Below are 16,739 nucleotides of genomic sequence, written 5' to 3' on the forward strand. Positions count from 1 at the left end.
AGGATCGTCTGCGACGCCTGCTCTTGCTGCTCGTAGTTGTTGGCGTCACGGACGAGTCCGTCACGAACCCCGTGCAGCATGTTCACGATGTTGCGGAAAGCCTGGTTCATCTGAACCATCGTGTTCATCGAGGTGGCCTCGGCCAGACCGCGCCAGCCGGCGCCCGAGATGCTCTGCGAGGAAGCCATCATCCGACGAGCCTCGTCCTCGACCGTCTGGGCGTGAACTTCGAAACGGCCCGCCATGTCGCGCATCGCGTGCGGGTCAGTCAAAAAACGCGTGGTCACTCTTGTTCTCCTTAACTGTTGGTTATCTCTTCGGTTGGGTACTGATTTTCAGGTTGGCTGGATCCGGTGATTACCCGTGCCTCAGCCGGCGGTGGCAGCGTTGGCGTCCTCGGTGGCCGCATACGAGCCCGAACTGGTGGTCAGCGTGTTCACGAACATCTCGTGAATTGCGGCCGCCTGGGCGCTGACCGCCTGGTACATCTGGGCGTGAGCCGCGAACTGGGCGGCCGTCAGCGCAGACACTTCGTCGGCGGCAGCCGGCACCACGCCTGTGGTCGGAGCTGCGGCGGCTGCGTTCTGGGCACTCATAGCGGTGCCGATGCCCTGTAGGTTCCCGGCCGCCGCCGCGAGCGCTTCAGGTTGTGTGGACACGAACGACATGGTGCTTTCCTCCCTGAATCATCTCGGCGAACACGCTGTGCAATAGGGCTGTGCGGTAGGGCTGTGCAATAGGTTAGATGACGATTCGCGATCAGACTTCCCCCCGCGTCACCTGTCTGCGATTGTTCACCCAACGGTAAGACGAACTACCCACCTGCAATGACACAGTACTACTGCCTGTGCACCTCGGTGGCCGCAACTTGCACGAAGACTCCGGTGTCCTCCGCCATCAACAGGCCGCGGCCCCGGGGCAACGGACCGCCCTTCATCTTGCCGCGGATGAAGCCCTCGTCGGGATCGGCGTCCATCACCAGCAGCGGCGAATTCGCCTGGTGCAGGGCGCGCAGCATGGGGTCGCTGCCAGCCGACGACCAGCCGCCGAACGAGCGGGTGACGATCACGTGCAGGCCGACATCGGAAGCGCGGTTGACGAACGGCACGGCCTTGTGCAGCGGCGAGTCGAAGCCGGCCGGCAGCTGTTGAAGGTCGTCGACGATCAGGAAGATCTCCGGGCCACTCCACCACGACCGGGACAACAACTCCTGGGCGGACAATCCCGGCGGCGGCTCGCGGCCCGCCAGGGCCGTTGCCAGGTCGCCCATCATCGCCACCACCCCGTCGAGGTTGTAGGCGAACTTCTCCACGTAGTCCGAACCCAGCGTGGTCAGCAGCTGACGCCGCGGGTCGATCAACCACACCTGTGCCGATGGCCGGTCCGGCGGCGGCGGTGGAGCGCTGCTGGCGCCGGGTGCGTACAACCGCCCGATTTCGGCCATGATGGTGGCCAACGTCGTCGTGCGTCCGCACTCGCGACGTCCGGTGACCATCAGGTGGGAGTTCTCGGCAAAGTTGAGATACACCGGCTGAAGGTCCAGTTCCGATATCGCCCAAGCGATTCCACCGGCGCCGACACCCTGGCGGGTGTCGCGCGCGGACAGCTCGCGCACCTGGTCCACTCCGAACCGCGCGGGCAGCCTGCGTACCGGCGGGGCCGCCGCGGTGGTGAGCTGGCTGACCGCCGCCACGATGCTGTCGCTTTCAAAGGTGCGGTCGGGCGTGTTCGCCAGCGCCGGCCGGGCCACCAGGGTGTGCAGACCGGCCTGCGGGTCGCCGTCCAGCCGCACGTAGTTGACGGCCACCATCCCGCGGCCCGGCTTGACCGGGACGTCCTTGGCGAACCGGGAGCGCACCAATTTGGCGTCCTCGACCGCGGCCAGCCTCAGCTCCACGCGGGAACCGAAGCCACTGCGCACCGGTGGCCGCAGCTCAGACTCGCGATCCGCGGTGACCACCACGTGCACCCCGAACGAGGGACCCTGGTTGATGATCACGTTGACCTGTTCGATCAGCACCTCGTTCTCTTCGGCCAGCGCCCGGTAGTTGTCGATGGCCAGGAAGACATCGCCGAAACCGTCGTTGGGCACCGGGCCCGGCTCTCCGCCGAACTTGCGGCGGCGGAACATCTCCATCGAGGCGATCCCGTGTTCTAAGAAGGTGCGTTTACGCTCGCGCACCAGTGCCAGCAACTCCGCGATCGTGCGGCGCACACCGTAGGGGTCGGTGGGCCCGGCCACCTCGCCCACATGCGGCAGCCGCGCGATCGTCGTCAACGCGGTGCTGCTGTAGGCCAGACAGTAGAACTGCACCTGCTCGGGAGTGTGGGTCAAAGCCGCCGAACAGATCAGCGTCTGCAGTGCGGTGGTCTTACCGGATCCACCCGCGCCGAGGATCAGCACGTTGGCCCCCGGACCCGAGGTGTCCACCGTCAGCGGCGGTTGGTCGTGCTTGAACGGGCGGTCGATGACGCCCAACGGAAACACCAGATCCCGCGCCGAACCGTAATCCTGGTTCCACGGGCGACCCAGGTGACGGTTGACCAGTTCGTCGATCGGGACCGGCTTGGTCAGCGGGGGCTGCCACAACCGGTACGGCTCGAACTCGATCTTGCGCAATTGGTCGATGATCGCCGTACCGACCTTCGGCGTCCTGATCGCTTCTTCCTCGGCCTCGGCGTCCGCATCCGGGGTGCCGCCCAGGTCGCCGCTGGTGTAGCTGATCGCCGGCGGTTCGACCTCGGGGCCCCCGACGCTCACCTCCAGCGGTGTGAACGCGTTGGTGAACAGTTGCGGGCGCACGTAGTCGATGTTGTGCACCACCACCGGTGCCTCGTCGTCGTCGAAGTTGGTCAGCCGGATGTAGTCCCGCCACAGGAACTCGGCCTGGAAGCGGATGACGTCCTCGAGGCTCTTGCGGAAATAACCGAGTCCGGCCTGAGCGGGAAGGTTCACCGCGTTGGGCACCCCGGCCGCCTGGGCGGCGCCGGCGGTCCGCGCCTTGAGCACCAGGCGGTAACCCATGTTCTCCATGAGCTTCTCGGCGCGGCTTTCGATGGTCTGCGAGGCCATCATCAGATGAATCCAGTAGGCGCGACCCTGGCGGCCGATGGAGTCCAGCACGTCGACCGCGGTCGGCATGATGCGGAACCACTCGTAGAACTCGTCGATGACCACCACGAGCATCGGCAGCGGCGGCATGTCCTGACCGCGCGTGCGCATCCGTGCCCGTACCGCGTTGTATTCCTTGGCGTCGTCCACACCGGCGCTGTCGCATATCGCTTTCCGGCGTGCGATCTCACCCCACAGCGCGTCCAGGAAGCGCTCCATCAGCGCTTGGTCTTCCTCGAGGTCGGTGATGATGCGGGACACGTGTGGCACCCCGGCGAACGGCTTGACGGCCGAGCCGCCCTTGAGGTCGGCGAGAACGAACTGCAGTTCGTCCGGGGGGTGGCCGAGCATCAGTGATTCGATCACCGTTCGCACCAGCGTCGACTTGCCCGAACCCGTCGTCCCGGACATGACGCCGTGCGGGCCGTCGCCGCCTTCGTCCAACGACTTCATGTCGAGAAACAGCAATTCGCCGTTGTCGGAGCGATTTCCGAACGGCACCCGCAATCTCGACCGGCCCATCGAGTCGGTTCGGCTGCCCCACAAATCGCCGAAATCGATCTCGGCCGGGTCTTCGATCCCGTAGTAGGTCAGGATGTCCCGGGCGCCGATGTGGGCTACCCGCTGGCCGATCTCTTCGTATGCCTCGGCCAACCGCCACTGGGCCAGCTTCTGGGCGAACACTTCGGCTTCGGGGAGGCTCATCTGGTCGGTCAGGGCGAAGAACCAGGGGTTGTCGTCGATCACCATCCAGGTGTCGCGGTCTCTTGGCAGGGCCTCGATCACCCCGATCTCGTTGAACCGCAGCTTGCGTTCGGGGACCTCGGTCCACATCGCCGAGCCCGTCAGGTCGAAGAACGTCACCCCGTCGACGCCCTCGGAGCTGATCACGTACTCCCATTGCGGATCGTCGATGTCGGCGACGATCACCGTGTGCGGAGTCGGCGTCTGTGCGGACGAACTGGCGTGCCGCGGGGTGAACGAACCCCGCCCGGCGAACAGTTCGGCCTGCTCGGCGGCGAACTCCCGGACCGAGCTGTAGACCATCCGGGCGCTGCCGGCGGCATCCTGGCGCCGAGCGTCACCGAAGTGGGGAAGCCACTTGACCCAGTCCCACTCGTCGGCATCGGAGCTGACGACGATGAAGCGCATGTGATCCGGGCCGTGGGAGAACGTCAGCTGGCAGATGAGCGCGCGCATCAGGGCCCGCACCTGCTCGCGCTCACCGATAAGCGCGTACCAGGGCTCGACCAGCACCGAGATCATCTTCGGCAGGTTGTAGACGACGCTCTGATAGCGCCCGAACTCCTGCAGTGCCTTGCCGGTCACCGGTTCCAGCTCGATGTCGGTGGGCATGTTCTGCGGTTCGCCCCAGGTCACCTCGGGTCGTGTCATGCCGACGCCGACCCGCACGACGCCGAAGTTGAGATCCTTGCCGTCGGGTTTGCGCTCCCACATCCGCGCCGACCCGACCGCAGCCGTCAGGGTGTCGGGCGCCGGGTGATACCACCGGTAGTTGGCATCCATGCTGTCGGCCGACTCGTGCGCGGTCTCCCGCAGCATGTCCAGCATCATCATGAACTGGGCGCGCATGGCATCGAGCTTGGGCCGGCTCATCTGCTGCTGTCCGCCGCCCATGCCGCGGAACATCATCATCATGATCCCGCCCATCATGAAGATCGGGAAGATAGAACCCATTCCGCCCATCATGTTCGACCCGCTGCGGACAAGCATCAGCACCATGCCGCCCAACATGCCCAGGACCACAACCCCGATCACGATCATGTACCAGGGCTTGCCTTCGGGCGGGGGGATGCTCAGCGGCGTCGGCAGGACGATGTTCTCCGGCTTGACCTGCGGGGCCTTCTCCGGTGTCGGACGTGCAAAACCGCGTTTCACTTCGGCACCACCAGCTCTTCGGGGCTCATGTCCATGGGTAGCGTGTTGTGCTCGACCAGTGCGTCTTCCCGGGACAGGGTCGGGCCCGCCGGCAGCAGGCGAAGCGCGGCCCACGGTGACAGGCTTGGTTGCAGTGTCAGACCAAGGGCCTGGCGGGCATCGTTGGAGTCTTCCACACCGAACCGCGCGCCGGAATTGGTCAGCCACCACAGCGATTCGGCCGTCTGGGCGGCGGGGTTGTTGCCGGTGACGGCGACGAAGTTGGCGAAGTCGGGCCCGAAATAGACGTGGTCGGCCTCGCGACCGGCCATGTCGGCCTTCACCAGGCTGACCACCCGACTCATCTCGGTGTCCTTGATCGGCAATGTCGGGCCCGACACCACCTTCACCCGAGCGCGGTGCTCTCCCATGGTCCGTTCCCACCACCAGCAGGTAGAGGGATTCTCCCGGATGTCGAGCACATTCAGCGGATTGTCCGGATAGGAAGAAAGGTCGATCCGATTGACCACCGGCATCTTGGCCAGCGCCGAGGGGTCGACGGTCACCGGCTTGGTGTCACCCGGGTGGCCGGCGTTCTGCAGGATCTGGGCGACCAGCGGTGGCACAGTTTGCACGCCGTCTTTCACCACCAGCGAATATTGCTGGGGGCCGCTGACTTGCGGGGTCACCAGAATCGTCCCGACCGGGCCGGGTGCGCCGGGAAACGTTGCCGGGGAACCCGCCTCGGGCACCTCCGGTACCAGCAGTTCCGGCCCCACCGGCAACGCGTCGTAGAGGGCGTGGCTCATCGGGCGGGCGTCGCTGATCTGTTCCGGGGTCAGGCCCAGCGGCAGCAGCACCGAGCGATTCCTGGCGTCGACCTTCGACCGACGTCCCTCGCGGACCACCCAGGTGTTTCCGCCGTAGCTCAGGACCACCGCATCGGAACCCTGCAGTATCCGGCGGTGGCCCGACAGGTCCGGGGTGCCGTCGATGACGGTGACGGTCACGCCGGGCGGCGACGCCAAGGTGCCGCCGGCGCTGCCCACGGTGTCGCACACCAGCCAGGAGGATGCCGGGGGGCTCTTGGCCGAGAAGTCCGACGGTGCGCCGGGTATGCCGACCAGCGGGCCGTGCGGGAGGTCCTCGATCTGGCTGGACCGGACGAGGTGCGGGTTGTCCGGACGACCGGTGATCAATCGTGCCGACGCCAGGTTCAGGGCGGGATACAGCCGGTCGCCGATCCGGACGTACAGCGCGCCCGAGTCACGGTCGGCGATGATCGGCGATTCGTTGATCTGACCCGACGGGCTGATCACCGACCACAGCAGCGCGCCCAGGCAGACCACCAGCGAAGCCGACACCGATCCGATGACCGCCAGCGTCTGCCGGCGTCCCGGTTCGATCTCCATCCGCACCCGCCAGCGGGTCAGCGCCATCGCGGTGCGGCGCGCCAGGAATTGGTATCCCGTTACCTGGGTCTTGGTCGACAGCCCCAGGCCGTAACCCGACCCCCGCTGTCCGCGGCTATGTTCAGCCACGTTCGATCACCTTCCGGTCCTGTCAAATCGCCTAGATACAAAGCCCTCATGATCGATGAGAGTCAGGTGCACCGAATAACCGTAGGGCACGGGCATCAGCCGTGCCAGACGACCGTGCCAGACGACCGTGCCAGACGACCTAGCCCCCGTTGGCTAGCCAGCCGACCGTACTTCGTGTGCACCGGCCATGGTAGTCGCCAGCGGTCCGGCCGGCGCGCCAACTCGCAGACTGCTCGCCCCCACGCTCGCGGGCGGATCGGTGTTGCACGCAAAATTGGCGTTATGACACTGCTTGCGCCCTCGCTCGTCGAACTCGCGCGGCGGTACGGGATCGCGACCAGCTACCGGGACTGGAACAACCGCGACGTGCCCGTTCCGGAAAACGCCGTGGTCGCTGCCCTGGCGGCGCTGGACGTCCCAGCGGGCACCGAGGAGCAACGCGCCGCGGCCCTGGTCGCCGAACGTCGTTCCCACTGGGCGCGAGCACTGCCCCCGACGATCGTCGGGCGGGCCGGCGAAGAGACGCAATTCTGGGCGCATGTGACCCACGGCGCCGATGTGACGGTGTGGCTGCAGCTCGAAGACGGCAGCGAGCGCGGCGGGGTGAGGCAGGTCGACAATTTCACTCCGCCCTTCGAGCTGGACGGGCGCTGGGTCGGCGAAGCCAGCTTCGCTCTGCCCGCCGGCCTGCCGCTGGGGTACCACCGCCTGCGGGTCCGCTCCGGCGACATCGAGACCGGCGCGGCGGTCATCATCACCCCGGACTGGGTCGGCCTGCCGGAGACGATCGGGGGCAAGCGCGCCTGGGGGCTGGCCGCCCAGCTCTACAGCGTCCGGTCCCGGCAGTCCTGGGGAGTCGGCGACGTGACCGACCTCGCCGATCTTGCGCTGTGGTCGGGGACCGCGCACGGCGCCGACTACCTGCTGGTCAATCCGCTGCACGCGGCCGCACCGTCGGGCCCGGACGCACCCATGGAACCCTCCCCCTACCTGCCGACCTCCAGGCGCTTCTTCAACCCGCTCTACCTGCACGTGGAGGCCATCCCCGAATTCGCCGACCTGCCCAAGCGTGGCCGGGTGCGCCGGCTGCGCACAACGGTGCAGCACCGCGCCGAACGGATCGACAGCATCGATCGCGACTCTGCCTGGGCCGCCAAACGCGAGGTGCTCGAACTCCTGTATCGCCTCCCCCGGACGGCGGGGCGCGAGTTCGCCTACACCGCCTATCGCGAACGGGAGGGCGCTGCGCTGGACGACTTCGCCACCTGGTGTGCGGTGGCCGAAAAGCACGGGACCGACTGGCATCGGTGGCCGAAGTCGTTGCGGCACCCGGCCGGGGCAAGGGTGGCCGAGTTCGTGCGGAAAAACGAGCAGGCCGTCGATTTCCACCGCTGGATGCAGTGGCAACTCGACGAGCAGCTGGCAACGGCTCAGTCGCAGGCCCGGCGGGCCGGAATGACACTGGGGATCGTGCACGACCTGGCCGTCGGTGTGCATCCCGATGGCGCCGACGCCTGGTCCCTGCAGGACGTGCTGGCCCAGGGGGTCACCGCCGGTGCACCCCCGGACGAGTTCAATCAGCTCGGCCAGGACTGGTCGCAGCCGCCCTGGCGGCCCGACCGGCTCGCCGAATCGGAGTACCGGGCCTTCCGCGGCATGATCCGCGCGGTGCTGCGGCATGCCGGTGGCGTCCGCATCGACCACGTCATGGGACTGTTCCGCCTGTGGTGGATCCCCCGTGGCCGGCCGCCCTCCGAGGGCACCTATGTCCGCTACGACCACGAAGCGATGATCGGCATCGTCGCACTGGAAGCTCATCGGGCCGGGGCTGTGGTCGTCGGCGAAGACCTGGGGACCGTGGAGCCCTGGGTGCGCGACTACCTGTTGCTACGCGGCCTGCTGGGTACTTCGATCCTGTGGTTCGAACAGGACCGGCACCCGGGCGACGTCGCCGGCAGACCGCTGCCGGCCGAGCGCTGGCGGGAGTACTGCCTGTCCTCGGTCACCACCCACGACCTGCCGCCGACCGCGGGCTACCTGGCCGGCGACCACGTGCGGTTGCGGGAATCCCTGGGGTTGCTGACCCGACCGGCCGAAGCCGAACTGGAATCCGCAGCCGCCGAGCGGGCGGCCTGGCTGGCCGAACTGCGCGGGGCGGGGCTGCTGGGCAACGATGCTTCCGTTGACGGGACGGACGACGAGATCCCTGCCGAACGGCTCATCCGGGCGCTCTACCAGTACCTGGGCCGCACACCCTCGCGGCTGCTGGGCGTGGCGTTGACCGACGCGGTCGGCGACCGGCGCACCCAGAATCAGCCGGGGACCATCGACGAATACCCCAACTGGCGTGTTCCGCTGTCCGGCCCCGATGGCCGGCCGCTGCTGCTGGAAGAGGTTTTCGCCGATCCCCGAGCCGCCGCGCTACTCGATGCGGTGCGGGACTCGACGGGCGCTACATCGTCGACCAGGCGGACGCCACCTGGGTCGCCACGTCGATGACCTGGGCGGCCTGCGACTTCGGTGAATCGATTTCCGCACGGACGTACTGGGCGATGAACCGGCGGATCTCGCCGTCCACGCCGGCGATGATGCGCAACACTTCGCCGCGTATCGACTTCGACGACACATTGACCGTGATGTCCGACGGCCGCGGCTTGGAGACATCGACGATGAGCAGCAGCGGTTCGGCCGCCCGCGCGGTGGCTTTGAGCGCGATGTCGCCGGTGACGGCGAACTTCTGCTTGTCCAGGCGCAGGTCCAGCAGTAGGTCGATGGACAACGGGATGTGGATGGCAAACGTGATGAGGTCACCCAGTTTGCGGGTCACCCGGGGTTCCTGGATCCTGACGTTCGCGCTGACTTTGGCGATTCCGCCGGGTCCTTGTGCTATCGGCTCCATGGCGAATTCACTGCCCGCGATGTCGGACAGCGCCCCGGCCACCCGCTCGGGCGTGACCGCGATCTCGAAGAATCTGCGTCCGAACTCTTCGTAACTGAGCAAGTCCTGAGTCTGCATAGCTGGATACCGTCTCATGTTTCGGGTCGTTTGGGCAGCTGATCGGCCCGCGTCGCGGGAAAACAGGCGGGAATCCTGCCGCGCGGATCCCGGCGAAAGTGATCTGTGCCCGGGTGGGCCGGCTTGTGAAGATAGCCACAGGCAGGCCGTTTGATTCGGTGTGTCGCCCGGTGGCCTGCCACCCTTGAGGCGATTGGAGGTGTCGACATCTGATGCTCATGCAGGAAAAAACCGACTGGTCCTCGGCCGCCCCGTGGATCGCGGGGGTGCTGGCCTGGTTGGTCGCGGCCCTGGCGGTCGGCTCCTCGGCTCCCTCGGCACCGATGTGGGCGATCGTGGCATCGACATTCCTGTTCGGCGTACTCGCCGGTGGCGCAAGCCGGGCGCTGGCCAGTGGCCCCACCCCGAGCCGGAAGGGTCTGGCCGGCCGCATCGCGGTCGCGGTCGGGATCGGTGTCGTCGTCGGTGAACTGGCCGCGCTGCTGATATTCGGCCGGGCGATCGACCGGCGCCTAGACGAACGTGCGTTGCAAACGGCGGACTCGGCGCCGGCGGTCGCGCAGGCCATCGGCTCGTTGCAACGGGACAGGGAGGCTCGCACGGGTCTGGACGTCACGGTGGACCTGGCCCGCGAGCGCCTCGATCACGCGTTGGTTGTCGCCCGCTGTGAATACCGTCCGACCCCGGCGTGCCCGCAGACCCGCATCACCGGCGTCCCGGGCCGGGGGCCCGAAGCCCGCACGGCGAACCAGCTGGTCGCCGGCGCGCAGGCGGAGTTGGCCAACGCGGTGGCCGCTCGGGACCGCCTGGCGCCGGATCTGGACGTCGAAGTGGCGCGCGATGAGGAGGCGGTCGCGGGCGAGCGCCTGGCGGTGGTCGCCGGTGCTCGCGGCGGACTGAGCGGGCGGTGGGCCGCGATGAACACCCTGACCCTTGCCGACGCCGGGCTGCTGCTGCTGCGGGCCCTGGTCATCGTCTTCGCCACCCTGTTGTATCTGTTGCCGCTGATTCTGCGAGGGTGGCGAGGCGAGACCACCCGCGATCGTGATGCCAGTGCGCAGGCACAGCGCGAGCGTGCCGAGCTGGATGCCGACACCGCGATCGCCGTCAAGCGGGCCGAGGTGCGGCGCACCGCGGAAATCCTGTGGGCCGAGCACCAACTGGCCCAAACCCGGCTGGCCATCGATGCCCAGACCGAAATCGACCGCGAACACCAGCGTCGGCGAGTCGTCGAGGCACTGGAGGCGCCGGGTGCGCCGGTGCGCGCCTCGGCCGAACGGGCCGTCGAGTCAGGGGAAGACATGTATCTGCCGATAGCCGCAGAAGCGGAAGCCGCCAGCCGGGGGCTCGCCGAATTGCCCGGCGGCACCGTGCAGAACCTGCCGGCGCCGGTCGATCCCGGTCGGCAGGGAGTCGATCGCTACGACGAGCCCGACCGGCACCGCGGTGTATTGCCGATTCCGTCGATCCCCGACGCCACCAAGGCGGCGGCCCGCTGGATTCGCCCGCTGGTTCCGCCGTTCGTCGCCCGGGCCATCGACACCACCGCGGCGCCGTTGCGCTCCGCGCGTCAGGTATTCGAGGAGGTCGAAGAGATCGCCTTCTCGCTCAAGCGCACCCGGAAGGTGACGGTGAATTCCCTGAGCGCCGACGGCGCCGACGGTCAGCAGGTGTTGCCGTCCCCGGCTCCCCGGCCGGCCCGGGAACAGCGGACCGGCATCAATCGGATCGCGTCCACCCGCGGCGGGGCGGAGCATCCGGACCTGGACCCGGCGCCGCACGCTGTCCTGGCCGGTCTGGCGGTAGGCGGCTCGGGTCGCAATTCCCGGCTCGAGTTGGCCGGGCAGGACGGCCTGCACGAGTTGTGTTCGACCGACCGGCCGCGTGAGCTGCCGCCGGGCGGCTGACGCTATTATCGGCGCGACCGGACAGGTGCGTTACGACTGGGGACAGGACGCCGATTTGAGACTCAGCCTTTTTCTCGCGGACTCGGTACAGGCCGATGGACAGTCCGGCAAGGTGCACACCCTGGGTCTGGGCTGGCGGCAATGCCAGACACCGACGCCGCCTTTTTCCCTGCTGATGTTTCTCGACATCGACTGGGACGAGACCAACAAGCGCCACAAGCTGCTGTGCCAGCTGTTGACCACCGACGGCGAACCCGTCGCGGTATCCGGCCCGCACGGCCCGCAGAAGATATCGTTCGAGGCCTCGGCAGAGGCGGGCCGGCCTCCGGGGGCGATTCCGGGCACCGCGGTACGGATGCCGTTCACCATCAGCATTCCCGGTGGTATCCCCTTGGAGCCGGGAATCTACGAGTGGCGCGTCGAAGTCGAGGGTTTCGAGCAGGCCACGGCGGTCGAGTCGCTCATCGTGAGCGGGGCGGCCGGACCGGCAGGGGCGGCCGGGCCGGCAGGGGGCGGCGCACCGCCGCCATCGTCACCGGCCTGACACTTCACCCTCGCGCCAGCAACCAGGCCGTTCCGTCGGCCTCCCCGGCTGCCACCGCATCGAGTTCGCCGAACCGCGACACCAATTCGCCCGCGTGCGCCCGGAACCGGGACACACCCGCACCGGCCTCGCCGAGGTTCGCGATCGCCAGCAGCCCGCCCGGCGCCAGACGAGCCGCCAGCGTCGGATCCAGGCGCCGGTCGCGGAACTTGTGGCACAGGATCACCTCGACCAGCGGCCCGGGCGGCAGCCCGGCATCGAGGTCGACGGCGTCGAACCGGCACTGCGTCGCAAATCCGCTGCATCTGGCAAGATTTCGCGCCTGGTCGATGGCCACCGGGGAAACGTCCACACCCCAGACATGCAAACCGCGGCTTGCCAGCCACACCGCCGCCCGTCCCTGTCCGCAGGCGATGTCGAGGGCATGCCCGGCGGCGGGAATCAGGTCCGCATAGGGCGCCAGGAATTCCGGTGGCCCGATGGCGTCGGCGCCGGGCGGTCCCAGCCGTGTGTACCGCTGGTCCCAGCGGCGCCGATCCGCTCCGGTCACAGCGTCACCCTACGGCCGGGGCAGCTTCGGCTATACCGGTGTGATCGGCAGCGATTTTCGCGGCCGGAATACGAATGTCGACCCGCCGCTGAACTTTGCTACCGACACCTCGGGGAATTCCTTTGCCGCCGTATCGGTTTCGTAGACGATTGCCGTCCAATCCGCCGGGGTGCCGCCGACTTCGACGCGCAGACGGGGATCGACCGCGGTCAGAATCGCCTGCAGCGGTTCGATCGACCGGGGTGACACCAGCGCGGGCCAGGCATTGTCGCGATGTGCCGGCGACGGGTGCAGGTGAACCCGGTCGGCGGCGAAGTCGGCTGAAACGTAGGCCGCCGGGTTGAACAGCGGGTGCAGCTCCAGGACACCGACAGCACCCTCGACGCCGCCGGGCAGATCGAGTGCCCGGTGGATCCGCTCGGCCGCCAGGCCCGCCAGGCCGATGAGCCCTTTGGTGCCGATCAGCGTTGCCTTGGCGGTGTCGCCGCGGGCGTGCTTGTCCACCGCGAGGGCGAACGACAGGTAGAGCAGGTGCATCTGCAGGCAGACCTCGTCGGCGATGCGAACCAGCGCCGAATGGGAGAAGGCGCCGAAGTCGACGTCGCAGAGCAGCGGGCCGGAGTAGTCGGACCGACCCGGCTCGGTGTCATCGATGGGATCGAGTTCGGTCTCGGCGGCCCGGCTCCGGCCGACGATGTCGAGCGCGGGAATGAAGCCGACCTCCGGGTGGGAGTCGTCGATGATCACCGTCCACGCGCAGTGCGGCTGCCGGTCGGCCGGTGTCCGGGGCGGCCGGTGGATCGGGCGGACCTGGGCTCGCCGGTTGGTGGCCAGCGCGGTGGCGTCGAAAGTCGGGTCCTCGATGTCGTGACACATGCCGCGGACGTAGTCGTCGCCCATCGGCTCGACGTCCAGCAGTGCTCCGCAGTGGTCCAGCTGGAATTCGCCGTGCCAGCGATCGTGCACGGTGTACCGGAAGTCCATGAACTGCGGTGGAGCACCGATATCGAGCTGCAGACCCTTGAAGATCGTGATGACGTCATCGCCGGTGAAGTTCAGGGCCCGTTGCATTCGTCTGGTGTAGATGGGGCTGGCCCCGGCCCATTCGTCGATTGCGATCTGCACCATGGTCTCGCGGCCGAAGTGCTGGATGCACCAGGCCATTGCCGACCGGTCGATCAGCTGACCGATCAGCAGCAGCTCCGGCACCAGGATGGCAAGCTGCTCACGGGTGAGTGTGGCGTACCTGCTGGTCATATTCCTGCTCCTCCTCGCCCGCCGGTGTTCGGGACCACCACAGCCAGCGGTCCAGCACGACCATCAGGGCCGGGAGAACGAAGGTTCGCACCACCAGTGCGTTGAGCAGCAGGCCTAGGCCGACCGTGACACCGATCTGCGCCACGCCGGTCACCCGGCTCGCCGCCAGCGCAAGCAGCGGTATCCCGACAACGAGGCCGCCGGCGGTCGCCGCGCCACCCGTCGCGGCGGACGCTCGCATGACGCTGGTGCGCAGCCCCGCATACAGCCCTTCGCGGACCCGCAACACAAAAACCAGGTTTGCGCCGGAGGCGACGCCGAGCATCGACACGAACGCGATCGGCGGCACCGTCCACAGCACCGGATGATTCAGGATGCGTTGCAAAATCAGCGCGCTGGCGCCCAGAGCGCACAGGTAGGACGTCACGAGGGTGCCCAGAAGCACTGTCCCGGCGAGCAGGCTGCGCAACAGCAGGGCCGAAATCAACAGAATGACGCCCAGGGTGAGACCCACCATCGTCTTCAAATTGCCGCCGATGCTGTCCTGCAGGTCGCGGGTCACCGGGCCGACTCCGGTGAGTTCGATGCCGGTGGATCGCAGGGGGCCGGATCGTGTCGTGTCGGCGACCACGGCCGCTATCGTGCGAGCGCGCCGCGCACCGTCGTGGCCCCATTCGCGCCCATTGCCGTAGACGTAGAGCCGGGTCGCGCGTCCGTTGGGTGAAAAGAACTCGTTGAGGACGGGGCGCATGTTCGGGTCGGTCAGAATCCTGCGCGAGGAGTACAGGTCCACACCGGGGCCGCCCTGCGAGATGGGGACCAACCGGCGCAGATAGCTCGCGAGTTCCGGCGTGGGCACCGGGCGGGAACTGGCGATGGTGACCCGCAGCCCGGCCGCCTCCGCCCGCACCTGCTCGACATGTGCGCTGATGCCCATCAGGGCAATATCCAGATCCGGCAGGCCGGCCCGGCCGGTGGCATCGGCAATCGACTTCAGCAGGTCGTCGGTGGAGCCGATCAGGTTCGTGGACCCGTCGGTGACGTCGGTTGCCCACTGCAGCACTTCTTGAGCGGCCACACAGACCGGAGTCGATCGGCACTCGGTGATCGAGGCGACGAAGCTGCGCAGCGGATTGAAGATGTCGGAGACGTCGGCGTTGACCGCCCTGATCTTGGAGATCGCCGTCTGAGTCAGGTTGATGGCCAGGCTGACACCGCCGAGCGCATAGTTGCCCGACCGGGGGCCGGCCTGAATCATGTCGAGCCCGCCGATCAGATCGCTGATCGCGGCGTCGAGTTCGACGAATGATCCCTCACCCGCGGCCATCCGGTCGGCGAATATGTCGATGAGGTCGCCCAGATTGCCTCCGGTCGGCGTCAGCGAAGCCTGCTTGGACACCATTCCGCCGGGGTGGCTCGCGGACTGCACCATGCGCACACCGGAGATCCCCATGATCGCGCTGGTGACCCGTTCGATGCCGGCCAGGCCGGCCGGTGTCCGGATGTCGCGGCTGGTCTCGATGGTGACCACGTCGGGAAACAGCTGGTTCGGCGGAAAGTGCCGGTTGACCAACTCGTAGGTGCGGCGGGATTCGGACTTCGGTGAGGTGGCGGTGGTTTCGTCCCAGCCGATCGGCACCTCGTGCAGGGCGAGGATCAGGATGAACACGAAGACGCCGCTGGACACCAGAATGGGTGCCGGCCAGCGGGCGACCTGGACGCCGATGCGCCGGTATCGGTCGTGCAGTCGCTCCCGCCGCGGGGGTTTCGACAGGTCGTTACGCCCGGCGAGGGAGATGAGGGCCGGGGTCAGGGTCAATGCGGAGGCGCCCACGGCGATGACACCGATCCCGAAAAGCAGGCCGGTGGTGGCCAGCATGCTGATCCGGGCAATGCTGAGCCAACCCATCACCACCAACGGGGCGACGACGATGAGCACCGAGCCGGCAATGGCCGGCGCCACACCCCGGTAGGCGTCGGCAAGCGCCTCCGCCGGGGGGATCTGCTGGCGGCGTCGTTCGTGGTAGCGGCCCAACAGGAAGATGCCCAAGCCTGTTCCCGCCCCCACCGCCATGGCGACGCTGACCGACAGGGAGAACTGCGAAACGCTGACTACTCCGCGTGAGCCGAGGTCGGAGATGACCGGCTTGGCCACGGCCAGCGCCATGGCGACCGACACCAACGGCACCATCGCGGTGATCAGTGACCGGTAGACGATCAGCAGCAGGATGAGCAGCACCAGGAACGTTGCTGCGGTGATGACCATGCTCTGCCGGTCGACCGCATCGAACTCGTCCATGATGGTCGCGCCGGGGCCGGTGACATAGACGTGCATGCCCTCGGGTGCGGGTTGCGAGGCGACGATGCCGCGCACCGAGTTGATCGAATCGATGGCTTCGGTCGTGCCTATCAGGCCCCCGAGCCGGATCGGGGCGATCACCATGTGTTTGTCTTCGCTCACCGCCGCGGGTGCGGTGGCCGGCACCCGCCACCAGTCGGTGATATCGAGGACATGCCCGGAATCGGAGCGCAGGGCGGTGAGCAGGTCGCCGTAGAACTGCCGGTCCTGGTCGCCGAGGATGCCGTTTCGCACCAGCACCACGTAGCCGATGTTGTCGGTCGGTGCTTGTGCGAACGCCTTTGCCGCCCGCTGCATGGCCAGCGCGGTGGGGGTGCCCGAAGGCAGGTACGGCTGGTCGGCGTCTGCGACGACCCGCTCCAACGGCGGGGCCAGGCTGTTGCCCACAACAGCGGCCAGCGCCCAGAACCCGACGATCAACAGTGCGAAACGCTGAATGAATCGGATGGTCACTGCGCGAACCTCGACAGCGCCGCGCGCTGGGGTTCACGCGACGACGCGCGCGGGTTCACCTGACGTATCACCTTCTCAGTCGACGCCGCAATCGACGCCCATCGGAGAACCAAACCCCCCAA

General features: G+C 67.7%; 11 protein-coding genes. 3 read left to right on the forward strand and 8 right to left on the reverse strand.

Features of this window, described 5'->3' with window-relative positions:
- The 4 genes from ACK5M9_RS00330 to eccB all read right to left on the reverse strand — a co-directional run.
- Nucleotides 1-287, reverse strand: a 287-nt coding sequence (locus ACK5M9_RS00330) for a WXG100 family type VII secretion target (protein ID WP_416891224.1), incomplete at its 3' end; no start/stop codon positions are given.
- A gap of 81 nt (nucleotides 288-368) precedes the next feature.
- The gene (locus ACK5M9_RS00335) at nucleotides 369-668 is read right to left on the reverse strand and encodes a PE family protein (protein WP_416891225.1); all 300 of its coding nucleotides are present in this window, start codon (nucleotides 666-668) and stop codon (nucleotides 369-371) included.
- A 170-nt stretch (nucleotides 669-838) separates the two neighbouring features.
- The gene (gene eccCa / locus ACK5M9_RS00340; RefSeq protein ID WP_416891226.1) at nucleotides 839-5,011 is read right to left on the reverse strand and encodes a type VII secretion protein EccCa; all 4,173 of its coding nucleotides are present in this window, start codon (nucleotides 5,009-5,011) and stop codon (nucleotides 839-841) included.
- Nucleotides 5,008-6,531, reverse strand: coding sequence for a type VII secretion protein EccB (gene eccB, locus ACK5M9_RS00345; RefSeq protein ID WP_416891227.1), 1,524 nt, complete (start codon nucleotides 6,529-6,531; stop codon nucleotides 5,008-5,010). Before eccB ends, eccCa begins: the two co-directional genes overlap by 4 nt.
- A gap of 282 nt (nucleotides 6,532-6,813) precedes the next feature.
- On the opposite strand from eccB, the gene malQ reads away from it, so the two are divergent.
- The gene (gene malQ, locus ACK5M9_RS00350; protein WP_416891228.1) at nucleotides 6,814-9,030 is read left to right on the forward strand and encodes a 4-alpha-glucanotransferase; all 2,217 of its coding nucleotides are present in this window, start codon (nucleotides 6,814-6,816) and stop codon (nucleotides 9,028-9,030) included.
- Here the strand turns inward: malQ and ACK5M9_RS00355 are convergent.
- On the reverse strand, nucleotides 8,984-9,547 hold the full coding sequence (locus tag ACK5M9_RS00355) for a hypothetical protein (protein WP_416891229.1): 564 nt from the start codon (nucleotides 9,545-9,547) through the stop codon (nucleotides 8,984-8,986). The genes malQ and ACK5M9_RS00355 overlap by 47 nt on opposite strands.
- A 212-nt stretch (nucleotides 9,548-9,759) precedes the next feature.
- Here ACK5M9_RS00355 and ACK5M9_RS00360 point away from each other — a divergent pair, with 212 nt between their 5' ends.
- Both ACK5M9_RS00360 and ACK5M9_RS00365 read left to right on the forward strand, forming a co-directional pair.
- Nucleotides 9,760-11,454 carry a DUF4407 domain-containing protein gene (locus ACK5M9_RS00360; RefSeq protein ID WP_416891230.1) on the forward strand — a complete coding sequence of 565 codons (1,695 nt, stop codon included), beginning with the start codon at nucleotides 9,760-9,762 and terminating at the stop codon, nucleotides 11,452-11,454.
- Between the two features lie 55 nt (nucleotides 11,455-11,509).
- Nucleotides 11,510-11,998 (forward strand): DUF6941 family protein, encoded by a 489-nt coding sequence (locus ACK5M9_RS00365; protein WP_416891231.1) that lies wholly within the window; start codon nucleotides 11,510-11,512, stop codon nucleotides 11,996-11,998.
- A 4-nt stretch (nucleotides 11,999-12,002) separates the two neighbouring features.
- Here the strand turns inward: ACK5M9_RS00365 and ACK5M9_RS00370 are convergent, their stop codons facing one another.
- The 3 genes from ACK5M9_RS00370 to ACK5M9_RS00380 are packed head-to-tail and all read right to left on the reverse strand — an operon-like array spanning nucleotide 12,003 to nucleotide 16,617.
- On the reverse strand, nucleotides 12,003-12,548 hold the full coding sequence (locus ACK5M9_RS00370) for a class I SAM-dependent methyltransferase (RefSeq protein WP_416891232.1): 546 nt from the start codon (nucleotides 12,546-12,548) through the stop codon (nucleotides 12,003-12,005).
- A 30-nt stretch (nucleotides 12,549-12,578) separates the two neighbouring features.
- Nucleotides 12,579-13,805, reverse strand: coding sequence for a hypothetical protein (locus ACK5M9_RS00375; RefSeq protein WP_416891233.1), 1,227 nt, complete (start codon nucleotides 13,803-13,805; stop codon nucleotides 12,579-12,581).
- Nucleotides 13,774-16,617, reverse strand: coding sequence for an RND family transporter (locus ACK5M9_RS00380; protein WP_416891234.1), 2,844 nt, complete (start codon nucleotides 16,615-16,617; stop codon nucleotides 13,774-13,776). The genes ACK5M9_RS00375 and ACK5M9_RS00380 overlap by 32 nt, the downstream gene beginning before the upstream one ends.
- Nucleotides 16,618-16,739: the final 122 nt, after the last annotated feature.

Source organism: Mycobacterium sp., assembly GCF_047975165.1.
Taxonomy (GTDB): domain Bacteria; phylum Actinomycetota; class Actinomycetes; order Mycobacteriales; family Mycobacteriaceae; genus Mycobacterium.

Excerpts from the sequence above, each read along its gene's own strand:
- ACK5M9_RS00335 (WP_416891225.1), bottom strand. The coding sequence starts at position 668 with ATGTCGTTCGTGTCCACACAACCTGAAGCGCTCGCGGCGGCGGCCGGG.
- malQ (WP_416891228.1), top strand. The coding sequence starts at position 6,814 with ATGACACTGCTTGCGCCCTCGCTCGTCGAACTCGCGCGGCGGTACGGG.
- ACK5M9_RS00355 (WP_416891229.1), bottom strand. The coding sequence starts at position 9,547 with ATGCAGACTCAGGACTTGCTCAGTTACGAAGAGTTCGGACGCAGATTC.
- ACK5M9_RS00360 (WP_416891230.1), top strand. The coding sequence starts at position 9,760 with ATGCTCATGCAGGAAAAAACCGACTGGTCCTCGGCCGCCCCGTGGATC.
- ACK5M9_RS00375 (WP_416891233.1), bottom strand. The coding sequence starts at position 13,805 with ATGACCAGCAGGTACGCCACACTCACCCGTGAGCAGCTTGCCATCCTG.